Here is an 11,840-nt window from a genome sequence, read left to right on the forward strand (position 1 = left end):
AGCGAGGCCGAGGGCGGGAGCGAGGCCGAGGGCGGGAGCGAGGCCGAGGGCGGGAGCGAGGCCGGGGGCGGGAGCGAGGCCGCAGCCGGGGGCGAGGCCGGGGGCGGGCGGCGCCGGTCACCGGCCGGGATGGCGGTCTGGCTCGGCGCGTTGCTGGTCGCCCTGGTCACCGGGTTCAGCCGAATCGCGCTCGGGGTCCACTGGACCAGTGACGTGCTGGCCGGCTGGCTGCTCGGCGCGGCGGTGGTCGCCGCCACCACGGCCGCCTTCGGGCGCTGGCCCGGACCGGCAGACCCGGAGCCGGTGCCGGCGGGTTCAAGGTCGGCACCGGCGGGCTCAAGGCCGGTACCGGACCGATGATCGTCAGGTGCAGTCGCCGGTGTCGACGCCCCGGGTGCGTTGGGCGCCTTCCAGCGCCACCGGCCGCGCCTCGGCGGCGGTCACCGCGAAGCCGGTGTTCGGGTCGTCGGCCGCCGCCGCGAAGATCACCCCGAGCACCAGACCGTTCGACGAGACCAGCGGGCCACCCGAGTTGCCGCTGCGGACCAACGCCCGGATCGTGTAGATCTCCCGGTTCACGCTTCCCGACGAGTAGATGTTCGGCCCGGGGATCCGACCGACATCACGGATCCGCGCCGACTGGGCGTTGTACGGCCCGTCCAGCGGGAAACCGAGCACGATGGCGTCCGCGCCGATGGACGTGTTGCCGGCGGCGAACCGCATGGATGGACCGGGCAGCCCGGGCACGTACAGCACGGCCAGGTCGCGGTCCGGATCGTAGACGACCACCTCACCGTCGTACCGGTCGCCGCGTAACTCCACCGCGACCGACCGGGTGCCGGCGACCACGTGCGCGTTGGTCATCACCCGGTCGTCGGCGTACACGAAACCGGAGCCCTCGATGCGACGCGAGCAGCTCGGGGCGGAGCCGAGCACCTTGACCACCGAACTCTGACCGTTGGCCACCACCTCCGACCCGACGAGCGCCGGGTCCGGCGGCTCGACCTGCCGGGCCTGGGTGCGCCGCAGCCCGTCGAAGACGTCCGGGAAGCCGTTGGTGTCGACGGTGTCCCGTAGCGCGGTGGAGAGCTGTTGGGCCTGGTCGGGCAGGACCCGGTCGACCACGTTGAGCAGCGCGCTGCTGCGTACCGAGGCGGCCAGCCAGGGCAGTGAGGAGGAGCCGAGCGGCACCGCGACCAGCCAGGCGACCAGCAGCACCGCGAAGAGCGAGACGAAGGCGCCGCCGACGTCGTCGACCCGCCGGCCCACGTCATTGTTGATGGTGCGGCGCAGGTGGGATCCGAGCCAACCGGCGAGCGCCTGGCCGACCACGGCCAGCCCGAAGATGGCGACCAGTGAGACCAGAACGCGAGTGCCGCTGTCGACGAACTGCTGGGCGAACAACGGCCCGACCTGGAGGCCGATCAGGGCGCCCAGGAAGAAGCCGGAGAACGACAGCACTCCGATGACGAACCCCTGTCGGTATCCGCTGATCGCGAACACGAGCATGAGCAACAGCAGTACGAGATCCACGACCGACACGGCCCAAGCGTACGGGCCGAGGGCTCGCGGGATGACGATCGCTAGCGGAAGGTGACCGTCGGATCAGCGCATCGCGCTCTCGTCGGCCGCGTCCGTGCCCGCCGAGGGGGCGGGGGTCGCCCCGATCGGCGGCAGCTCGATCACCCGGCTGCGCGGCCACGGCCGGCTCCATCCACCCATGTCCAGCAGCGCCGAGAGTACGCCGGCGGTGAAGCCCCAGACCAGCATCCCGCGTACGGAGAACGCCGGCCCGACCCAGCCGCTCGGGTGGCGTACCCGCAGCCGGTTGTCCGGGTCGACCAGCTCGGCGACGGGTAGCCGCGCGACGTGCGCCACCTCGGCCGGCTCCCGCGGATGCACCGGGTGCGGCGCGTGCCACCAGCCGAGCACCGGGGTCACCACGAAGTCGCTGACCGGGATCCAGAGCTTCGGCAGCTCGGTCAGCAGGGTCACGCTCGCGGCGTCGAGGCCGACCTCCTCGTTGGCCTCGCGCAACGCGGTCGCGGCGGCGTCGGCATCCTCCGGGTCGGCGGCGCCGCCGGGGAACGCCGGTTGACCGGCATGGTTGCGCAGGGTGGCGGCCCGTTGGAGGACCAGCACGTCCGGGCCGGTGTCGGCATCCTCGCCGAGCAGCACCAGTACGGCGCTCTCCCGGCCGCCGGTCGCCGGCGTGGGTACCTGGGTGAAGTCCTCGAGCCGCGCGGTGCCGAGCCGGACCAGCAGCGGATCCAACCAGGTCGGTACCGCCCGCCCGGCGGCGGGTTGCGGATCGTGGCTCACCCTGGCACCTCGCTCACGCCGGTACCGCGATGCCGAGATGCTGCTCGACGAGTTCGGCGAGGCGGGCGTCGTCGAGCGCGCCCGAGGTGTCGACGTGCCGGATCCGGCCGTCGCCGTCCAGGAACACGGTCAGCGGGATGGCGTTGCGGCGCAGCGCCCGCTGCACCGCCTGGCCCTGGTCGACCAGGACCGGGAACCGGATGCCGAAGTCCTCGCCGATGGCCTGGGCGGCGGCACGGCTGTCCTGGGCGTTCACCCCGAACACCCGCAGCTGCCCGTCGGCGCGTTGGTGCAGGCGCTGGAACGCGGGCAGCTCCTTGCGGCAGGGCGGGCACCAGGAGGCCCATACGTTGATCACGGCCGGGCCGCGTACCTCCCGCAGCGCGACCGGAGCGCCGCCGGTGAAGCAGGTGAGGGACAGCTCGGGCAGCAGGGTGTCGCCGCCGGCACCGGCCGACGGGCCAGCGGCGGCCGAGCCGTCCGGGGCGGTGGTCAGGGCGGCACAGTCCGCGAACGGCGACGGCCGGCCGGTGGCCGCCTCCGGCCGGCTCGGCGACGCCGGCTGGCCGGTGCCGGCGGTGCAGCCGCTGACCAGCAGCAGCAGCGGTACGGAGAGCAGGGCGAGGCGGCGGATCACGGTGCCTCCGCCCGGACCGCCTGCACCGGCACCAGCTCCGGGTCGACTCCGGCGGCGGCCGCCAGGTCGCGGGCCCGGGGGCCCTTGAGCAGCTTCGCCGCGGCGGCCGGCTCGGTCGGCCCGGTGCCGTAGGACGGGCAGAGCTTCGTCAGGGTGCAGGCCCCGCAGGCGGGCTTGCGGGCATGGCAGACCCGTCGACCGTGGAAGATGATCCGGTGCGACAGCATGGTCCAGTCGCGCTTCGGGAACATCGCACCGATCGCGTGCTCGATCTTGACCGGGTCGGTCTCCGTGGTCAGCTGCCAGCGGTGCACCAGCCGCTGGAAGTGGGTGTCGACGGTGATGCCGGGCACGTCGAAGGCGTTACCGAGGATGACGTTGGCGGTCTTGCGGCCGATCCCGGGCAGGGTCACCAGGTCGACGAGCCGACCCGGTACGCGTCCGTCGTACCGGTCCACGAGCGCCTGGCCGAGTTGGATCAGTGAGCTGGTCTTGTTGCGGTAGAAGCCGGTGGGCCGGATCAGCTCCTCCAGCTCGGCCCGGTTCGCCGCGGCGTAGTCGGCGGCCGTCGGGTACCGCGCGAAGAGCTTCGGGGTGACCTCGTTGACCTTCTTGTCCGTGCACTGGGCCGAGAGGATGGTGGCGACGGCCAGTTCCAACGGGCTGGTGTGGTCGAGTTCACAATGCGCGTCGGGGTGGGTCTCGGTCAGCACGCGGCCGATCCGCCGCGCCCGCCGGGTACGCCCGAGGTCGGTCTCGGTGGCACTTCTGGTCACGACGGCCAGCCTACGTCGCCGCGCCGCGAGCGCCGCCCGGCACACGTCGACGGCGGGGGTCAGTCCCGGTCGGGCGGGCTGATCTTGCCGGAGTCGGTGAACCTGGCGCCGGTCTCCGGGAAGTCGAGCTTGGTGAGCTCCTTGAGCAGACCGAGACCCCGGTCGTCGGGGTCCATCACCGGTTTGCGGACCCCGTCCATGTAGGTGGAGGCGAAGGAGCCACCGGCCCAGCTGCCGTCCGCTTCGAGCGACACCTTCAGCACTCCGCCCCAGCCGAGGCGCCCGGTGTTGCTCAGCGAGTTGCCGCCGCCGGCGAAGTTGCCGAGGCTGTACGCGATCAGTCGGCCCTGGTAGAACTCCATGCCGCGCAGCACGTGCGGTCCGTGGCCGACGACCAGGTCGGCACCGGAGTCGATCATCGCGCGGGAGAACTTGATCGGGTCGCCCCGGTTCTCGCCGAGGAACATCTCGGTGCCCGGCCGCACCCGGGTCATCTCCGCGCCCTCGGCGCCCATGTGCACCTGCACCACGACGATGTCGGCCATGGTGGCGGCCTTCTCGATCACCTTCTTCGCGGCCGGGATGTCCACCAGGCTGTTCGACCAGCGGTACGACGAGAATCCGGCGACCGCCACCTTGATGCCCTTGGCCTCCAGGACGGTGATCTGGTCCGGCGCGCCGGTGTGCGCGAGACCGTGCTCCTCCAGCGCCTGCTGGGTGTTCTCGTACCCCTTCTCACCGAAGTCGAAGCCGTGGTTGTTGGCCTGGTTGAGCAGGTCGAACCCGGCGTCCGCGAGGTGCGCGGCGTACTCCGGCGGGGCCCGGAACTGGAAGCAGCGGGTCGAGTTCGCCCCGCACTTGCCGGTGCCGGTGTCCACGGTCAGCGGCTCTTCCAGGTTGCCCATCACCACGTCGGCGGCGAGCGCCTTCTGCACCGAGTCGAAGAAGCCCTTGCCGTCGTTTGGTGGCATCCGGTTGGGCGCCATCGCCATGACGATGTCGCCGGTCGCCGAGAGGGAGACCTTCTTGACCTTGGGGGCCTTCGACTCGACCGGCGCGCCGGTACCGCCGCCACCGGCACCCGGCTGCCAGAGCGGCCCTTCGACAGGCTGGGCGCAGCCGGCGAGCAGGAGGGCGGTGAGCAGCACGCCGAACACGGCGACGACGGGTCGGTGTGCTCGGGACGCGAGGGGGGCGGGAGCATACATCGGGGGCGACCCTACCGCTTGGGAATGCCCACCACGACGGCCGATCGGTCGGGGAGTATCAGACCTGGAGCCGATCCGACCATGGCACGACGGTGTCGGTCCCGACCGCCAGCAAGGCGGCATGGACCGCCCGGGCCAGCGGCGCGCCCCACTGCGACCGGGGACCGCCGTAGGCACCGGCCGGCCCGTCCGGCGGGCAGAGGACGGTGACCGCGTCGGTCGGGGTGCCGGTCCCGGGCAGGCCCAGCTCCGCGATCGCCTGCGCCTTCGCCTCGGTCGCCGTGGCCACCGCGTTGACCAACGCGGCGTCGCCGAGCCGGGCCGGCACGTACGCCACGATGTTCACCGTGCCGACCCGCTGCGACGCGGCCGGGACGACGGGGGCCGCCGCCGGGATCGGGGTGCCCAGGCCGACGGTGGCCCACACCCGCACCCCGGTGTCGGTGCGGGTCACCACCTCGCCGACGTCGACTCCGGTCAACAGGCCCACCCCGGGTCCGTCGAGGCCGAGCAGTCCGGCCAGCTCGGTCAGGTGGTCGGCGGGGTCGTCCCGGTCGTACGACATCGGCACGGTCGCGTTCAGCACCCACCGCCGGACGCCGATCCCACCGCCCAGCGGGGCACTGCTGACGGCTCGCAGTGGTCGCCCCATCCGCCACACCAGTAGCGGGACATCCCGCCCGTCCTCACGTCGGGTGGTCAGCAGGGGGTCACTCAGCACGCCGTGACCCTACGACCAGCGATCCTGCCGGCCCCGAACGGGCCGGCGATCGTACTGGGCGTGGACGACGGGCAGGTTACGCCGAACGATCAAGATTCCAGGGGTGGACCTCTGATTACCGCTCACGTGCGCCTAGACTGGTCGGCGCGCGAGGGGATCAGCGGACGGCAGACCCGGCCGAGCAGACGGCACGCGCAACCGGAGGTGCGCGATGGACGAGGTACTGGCCCGCAGCGGGATCTTCCAGGGAGTAGACCCGGAGGCTGCCGAGGCGCTCGCCAAGGAGATGGAAACGATCGAGGTCCGCAAGGGCGAGGTCGTCTTCAACGAGGGCGAGCCCGGTGACAGTCTCTACATCCTGCTGTCCGGCAAGATCAAGGTGGGGCGCCGGGCGGCGGACGGCCGGCAGAACCTGATCGCGGTGATGGGCCCGTCCGACATGGTCGGCGAGCTGTCGCTGTTCGACCCCGGCCCGCGTACGGCGACCGCCACCGCGGTCACCGACAGCCGCCTGGCCCGGCTGCGCAAGCAGGCGCTGCGGCCGTGGCTGAACAACCGGCCGGAGATCGCCGAGCAGCTGCTGCGGGTGCTCGCCCGCCGGCTGCGCCGGACCAACGATGCCCTCGCCGACCTGATCTTCACCGACGTGCCCGGCCGGGTCGCGAAGAACCTGCTCCAGATGGCGGGCCGCTTCGGCACCCGGGACGGCGGCGTGCTGCGGGTGACGCACGACCTCACCCAGGAAGAGATCGCCCAGCTCGTCGGCGCCTCCCGGGAGACGGTCAACAAGGCCCTCGCGGACTTCGCCTCGCGCGGCTGGCTGCGGCTGGACGGCAAGAGCATCATCATCCTCGACCCGGAGCGCCTGGCCCGCCGCGCGCGGGTCTGACCTCCTCCGCTCGTACCCCACCGCCCGGCCGCCGTCAGCGGACCGGGCGGTGCCGCGTCAGCGACCAGATCCCGCTTCAGCCCCAGCTCCGCGGACCCGGCACCCGTCGTTCGCGGGCCCGGCCCGCCCGGCCCCCTCCCCCGCCGGGCGCGGCCCGGCCAGTGCGGGCCCCGGCCATGAGGGCCACAAGCCCTCCTCTGCTCTGCTCCAACGGACGCCCGCCAGGACCTGCTCGCCCACAACGGACGCAACGGTTCGTCCCCGAGAAACATTGCGTCGGTTGAAGCAAGGCCCGCAGGGCAGACAGGGATACGCGGACGCGACCCGCACCAGGACGCATAAAAAGTCAGTCTTGACTGTTTGTTTCTGGCGCGGCAGGCTGTGCGCGTGCCCGCCGCATCGACCCGCGTCCCGCAACAGGAGCGCAGCCGCGCCACCCAGGCCCGGCTGCTGGAGGCGACCGTCGAGTGCCTGGTGGAGCGCGGCTGGTCCGGCACCACCACCACCGTCGTGGCCCAGCGGGCCGGTGTCTCCCGGGGCGCCCAGCTGCACCACTACCCCACCAAGGCGGCGCTGGTCACCGCTGCCGTCGGGCACCTCACCGAGCGGCGGGCGGCGGAGTTGCGCGTCGAGGCCGAGGCCCTGCCGGAAGGCCCGAGCCGGCTGGACGGGGTGGTCGACCTGCTCGCCGCGGCCTTCACCGGCCCCCTGTTCGTAGCGGCCCTCGAACTCTGGGTGGCCGCCCGCACCGACGCCGAGCTGCGCGCCGCGCTGCTGCCGCTGGAGGCCCGGGTCGGCCGCGAGATGTACCGGCTGACCATCGACCTGCTCGGGGTCGACGAGCGCCGGCCCGGCGTACGCGAGGCGGTCCAGGCCACCCTCGACCTGCTGCGTGGCCTCGGCGTGGCCAACCTGCTCAGCGACGACTCGGCCCGCCGGACCGCCCTGCTGCACGCCTGGAAGCACCAGCTCGCCACCCTGCTCACCCCGGTAGCCGGCCCGCCCGGGAGCGATCGGCACTGACGTACCACCGGAGGCACCATGGTCGACCTGCCCGCGTTGCTCACCGATCTGGCTGCCGAGTCCGCGCGGCTGGACGCGCTCGTGGCGGAGCTTCCCCCACCGGAATGGGACCGCCCGACACCGGCACCGGGCTGGACCATCGCCCACCAGATAGCCCACCTGGCCTGGACCGACCACGTGGCACGGCTGGCCGCGACCGATTCGGACGCGTTCTACGCCACCATCACCTCCGCGCCGGATCCGGCCCGGCTGGTCGACGACGGCGCGACATCCTTCCTCGCCCCGCCGGACGCACTGCTGGACGACTGGCGCGCCGGCCGCGCCGCGCTCGCGGCGGCCCTGGCCGCCACCCCGGCCGGCGAGAGGCTGCCCTGGTACGGCACCCGGATGTCGTCGGCGTCGATGGCCACCGCCCGGATCATGGAGACCTGGGCGCACGGCGAGGACGTGGCCGAGGCGCTCGGCGTCACCCGGCCCGCCACCGACCGCCTGCGGCATGTCGCGTACCTCGGCTTCCGTACCCTCGGGCACAGCTTCACCGCGCACGGCCGACCGGCGCCGACGGCGCCGGTCCGGGTCGAGTTGCGGGCGCCTTCCGGGGCGACCTGGGCCTTCGGCCCGCCGGACGCGGCCGACCGGGTGACCGGGCCGGCGCTCGACTTCTGCCTGCTGGTGACCCAACGCCGGCACCGCGGCGACCTGGCCCTGACGGCCGACGGGCCGGTGGCCGACGAGTGGCTGGACGTGGCGCAGGCGTTCGCCGGACCACCCGGTGCCGGCCGCCTGCCCCGCACGGACGCCACCACCACGACCCGGTCCGGCACCGCCACGACCCGGTCCGGCACCACCACGACCCGGTCCGGCACCACCACGACCCGGTCCGGCACCAGCGGGGGATCGGCATGAGCCAGGGCTCCGGTACCAGCGGGGTGCTGCGGGTCGGCAACGCCTCCGGCTTCTACGGTGACCGCTTCTCCGCCTGGCAGGAGATGCTCGACGGTGGAGAACTGGACGTCCTGACCGGCGACTACCTGGCCGAGCTGACCATGCTCATCCTCGGCCGGGACCGGCTGCGCCACCCCGACCTCGGGTACGCGAAGACGTTCCTGCGGCAGTTGGAGGGCTCCCTCGGCACCGCGCTCGACCGCCGCGTCACGCTGGTCACGAACGCCGGCGGGCTCAACCCGGCGGGGTTGGCCACCGCGATCCGCGCACTCGCCGCCCGGCTCGGGCTCGAAGTCGCCGTCGGGTACGTCGAGGGGGACGCCCTCGCCCGGCCCGATGCGCTGACCGCGAACGCGTACCTCGGCGCGTTCGGGATCGCCGCCTGCCTGGACGCCGGGGCAGACGTCGTGGTGACCGGCCGGGTCACCGACGCGTCCCTGGTCGTCGGCCCGGCCATCGCCCGCTTCGGGTGGGGCCGCGACGACCTGGACGCGCTGGCCGGTGCGACCGTCGCCGGGCACCTGATCGAGTGCGGGGCACAGGTGACCGGTGGCAACTTCAGCTTCTTCACCGAGCTGCCCGACGGGGGCCGCCGCCCCGGCTTCCCGATCGCCGAACTGCATCCGGACGGCTCGTCGGTGATCACCAAGCACGGCGGCACCGGCGGCGCGGTCACCGTCGAGACGGTCACCGCCCAACTGCTGTACGAGGTGGCCGGACCGGCGTACCTGGGGCCGGACGTGCTGACCCGGCTGGACACCGTGCGGCTGCACCAGGACGGGCCGGATCGGGTACGCGTGTCCGGCGTCCGGGGCGAGGCCCCGCCCGACACCCTCAAGGTGGGCGTCAACAACCTCGGCGGTTTCCGCAACTCGATGACGTTCGTGCTCTGCGGGCTGGACATCCCGGCCAAGGCAGCCCTGGTCCGGGCCCAGCTGACCGAGGCGGTCGGCCCGGCGGGGCTGGAGTTCACCCTGGCCCGCACCGACCACCCGGACGCGGCCGACACGGAGACGGCCAGCGCGCTGCTGCACGTACACCTGCGCGACGGTGACCGGGCACGGGCCGGGCGGGCGTTCTCGGCGGCGGCGGTGGAACTGGCCCTGGCCTCCTATCCGGGCTGCACGCTGACCACGCTGCCCGGCGACGCCACCCCGTACGGCGTCTTCACGGCCGAGACGGTGCCGCAGGACGGGGTCGCGCACGTCGCCGTGCTGCCCGACGGCACCCGCGTGCCGATCCCGCCACCTCCGGTGACGAGTTCGGAAGGGCGCCACCCCCAACCCGAGGCATCACCAGGCGGCCCGTCCTTCCACTCGACCCGGCGGGCTCCGCTGGGAGAGCTGGTGGGGGCGCGCTCGGGCGACAAGGGCGGCGACGCGAACCTCGGCGTCTGGGCGCGTACCGACGCGACCTGGGACTGGCTGCGCGGCTGGCTCACCGTCGAGCGGCTGGCCGAGTTGCTGCCGGAGACCGCCGCGCTGCCGGTGCAGCGCTACGAGCTGCCCAACCTGCGGGCGGTCAACTTCGTCGTCGTGGGGCTGCTCGGGGCGGGCGTCGCCGCCTCCACCCGGTTCGACCCGCAGGCCAAGGCGCTCGGCGAGCTGCTTCGGTCCCGGTTGGTCGACCTGCCGGCGGACCTGTTCGACCGACCGGCGGCCACGATGGCCGCCGCGGCGGCAACGGAGGGAGCACCGTGAGCATCCTGGACAGCAGGGTCGATCCCACCGCACCGGCGTTCCGCGCCAACCGGGAGGCGCTGCTGGAACGCCTGGCCGGGCTGGACGCCACGTTGGACGCGGCGCGGGCCGGTGGCGGCGAGAAGTACGTGACCCGACACCGTCGACGCGGCAAGCTGCTGCCCCGGGAACGGATCGAGCTGCTGCTGGACCGGGACAGCCCGTTCCTCGAACTGTCGCCGGTCGCCGCGTACGGCACGGACTTCCCGGTCGGGGCCAGCGTGGTGACCGGGATCGGCGTGGTCGAGGGCGTCGAGTGTCTGGTCGTGGCGAACGATCCGACGGTACGCGGCGGCGCGGTGAACCCGTGGTCGCTGGCCAAGACCCGCCGGGCCGGCGAGATCGCCCTGGCCAACCGGCTGCCGATGGTGAACCTGGTCGAGTCGGCCGGCGCCGACCTGCCCACCCAGGCGGAGATCTTCGTTCCGGGCGGCCGGGTGTTCCGTGACCTGACCCGGCTCTCGGCCGAGCGGATCCCCACGGTCAGCGTGGTCTTCGGCAACGCCACCGCCGGTGGCGCGTACGTGCCCGGAATGTCGGACTACACGATCATGATCCGGGAACGCTCGCAGGTGTACCTGGCCGGACCACCGCTGGTGAAGATGGCCACCGGTGAGGACGCCGACGACGAATCCCTCGGCGGTGCGGCCATGCACGCCACCCGCAGCGGCCTGGCCGACTTCCTCGCCGCCGACGAGACCGACGCGATCCGGCTGGCCCGGCAGTGCGTACGCCGGTCGAACTGGCGCAAGCTCGGCCCGGCCCCGCGCAACCCCCACCCGCAGCCGCCCAGGTACGACCCGGAGGAGTTGCTCGGCATCGTCAGCGCCGACCTCAAGGTGCCGTTCGACCCGCGCGAGGTGCTCGCCCGGATCCTCGACGGCAGCGAGTTCGACGAGTTCAAGCCGGCGTACGGCAGCGCGTTGGTCACCGGCTGGGGTGAGCTGCACGGTTACCCGGTCGGGGTGCTCGCCAACGCCCGGGGTGTGCTGTTCAGCGAGGAGGCGCAGAAGGCCACCCAGTTCATCCAGCTCGCCAACGCCGCCGACACGCCGCTGGTCTTCCTGCAGAACACCACCGGTTACATGGTCGGCACCGAGTACGAGCAGCGCGGCATCGTCAAACACGGCGCGTTGATGATCAACGCGGTGTCGAACTCGCAGGTGCCGCACCTGACGGTCAACCTGGGCGCCTCCTACGGTGCCGGCAACTACGGCATGTGCGGCCGGGCGTACGAGCCCAGGTTCCTGTTCACCTGGCCGAACGCCAAGTCGGCGGTGATGGGCCCGGCGCAGTTGGCCGGGGTGCTGTCCATCGTGGCCCGGCAGGCCGCCGCCGCGCGGGGGCGGGACTTCGACTCGGACTCCGACGCGGCGATGCGGGCGATGGTCGAGCAGCAGATCGAATCGCAGTCCGGGGCGCTGTTCCTCTCCGGCCGGCTCTACGACGACGGGGTGATCGACCCCCGGGACACCCGTACCGTCCTCGGGCTCTGCCTGTCGGCGATCCACAGCGGGCCGGTGCGGGGCGCCGCCGGCTTCGGCGTCTTCCGGATGTGACCCGGTGGCCGCAGAGAACGC

General features: G+C 73.1%; 11 protein-coding genes and 1 pseudogene. 6 read left to right on the forward strand and 6 right to left on the reverse strand.

The genetic code is table 11. The features are described from left to right. Positions 1-360: phosphatase PAP2 family protein (locus tag D2L64_RS22330; protein WP_119579172.1), on the forward strand; the 360-nt coding region annotated here is incomplete at its 5' end. A gap of 3 nt (positions 361-363) precedes the next feature. Here D2L64_RS22330 and D2L64_RS22335 read toward each other — a convergent pair. The 6 genes from D2L64_RS22335 to D2L64_RS22360 all read right to left on the reverse strand — a co-directional run bounded on the left by D2L64_RS22335 (position 364) and on the right by D2L64_RS22360 (position 5,664). Next, positions 364-1,542 (reverse strand): MarP family serine protease, encoded by a 1,179-nt coding sequence (locus D2L64_RS22335; protein WP_119579173.1) that lies wholly within the window; start codon positions 1,540-1,542, stop codon positions 364-366. Positions 1,543-1,605: 63 nt separating this feature from the next. Then, positions 1,606-2,322 (reverse strand): NUDIX hydrolase, encoded by a 717-nt coding sequence (locus D2L64_RS22340; RefSeq protein WP_119579174.1) that lies wholly within the window; start codon positions 2,320-2,322, stop codon positions 1,606-1,608. 13 nt (positions 2,323-2,335) lie between these two features. After that, positions 2,336-2,959, reverse strand: coding sequence for a TlpA family protein disulfide reductase (locus D2L64_RS22345; RefSeq protein WP_119579175.1), 624 nt, complete (start codon positions 2,957-2,959; stop codon positions 2,336-2,338). Beyond that, on the reverse strand, positions 2,956-3,735 hold the full coding sequence (gene nth / locus D2L64_RS22350; protein WP_119579176.1) for an endonuclease III: 780 nt from the start codon (positions 3,733-3,735) through the stop codon (positions 2,956-2,958). The genes D2L64_RS22345 and nth overlap by 4 nt, the downstream gene beginning before the upstream one ends. Before the next feature lie 59 nt (positions 3,736-3,794). Further along, positions 3,795-4,943 carry a CapA family protein gene (locus D2L64_RS22355; RefSeq protein WP_119579177.1) on the reverse strand — a complete coding sequence of 383 codons (1,149 nt, stop codon included), beginning with the start codon at positions 4,941-4,943 and terminating at the stop codon, positions 3,795-3,797. Positions 4,944-5,001: 58 nt separating this feature from the next. Then, a complete protein-coding gene (locus tag D2L64_RS22360) occupies positions 5,002-5,664 on the reverse strand; it encodes an adenosylcobinamide amidohydrolase (RefSeq protein WP_119579178.1) in 663 nt (220 codons plus the stop codon). Between the two features lie 211 nt (positions 5,665-5,875). Between D2L64_RS22360 and D2L64_RS22365 the strand changes: the two genes are divergently transcribed. From D2L64_RS22365 to D2L64_RS22385, 5 genes and pseudogenes are all read left to right on the forward strand, one after another. Next, positions 5,876-6,553 (forward strand): Crp/Fnr family transcriptional regulator, encoded by a 678-nt coding sequence (locus D2L64_RS22365; RefSeq protein WP_013736306.1) that lies wholly within the window; start codon positions 5,876-5,878, stop codon positions 6,551-6,553. Positions 6,554-6,940: 387 nt separating this feature from the next. Further along, on the forward strand, positions 6,941-7,576 hold the full coding sequence (locus D2L64_RS22370) for a TetR/AcrR family transcriptional regulator (protein WP_119579179.1): 636 nt from the start codon (positions 6,941-6,943) through the stop codon (positions 7,574-7,576). A gap of 18 nt (positions 7,577-7,594) precedes the next feature. After that, positions 7,595-8,380, forward strand: a pseudogene (locus D2L64_RS22375) (TIGR03084 family metal-binding protein); the annotation flags it as partial. 98 nt (positions 8,381-8,478) lie between these two features. Next, positions 8,479-10,221, forward strand: a complete 1,743-nt coding sequence (locus D2L64_RS22380) for an acyclic terpene utilization AtuA family protein (RefSeq protein ID WP_119579181.1) — start codon at positions 8,479-8,481, stop codon at positions 10,219-10,221. Continuing rightward, positions 10,218-11,819 carry an acyl-CoA carboxylase subunit beta gene (locus D2L64_RS22385; protein ID WP_119579182.1) on the forward strand — a complete coding sequence of 534 codons (1,602 nt, stop codon included), beginning with the start codon at positions 10,218-10,220 and terminating at the stop codon, positions 11,817-11,819. The genes D2L64_RS22380 and D2L64_RS22385 overlap by 4 nt, the downstream gene beginning before the upstream one ends. Positions 11,820-11,840: the final 21 nt, after the last annotated feature.

The sequence above is a fragment of the Micromonospora radicis genome (assembly GCF_003583405.1).
GTDB lineage: Bacteria > Actinomycetota > Actinomycetes > Mycobacteriales > Micromonosporaceae > Micromonospora > Micromonospora radicis.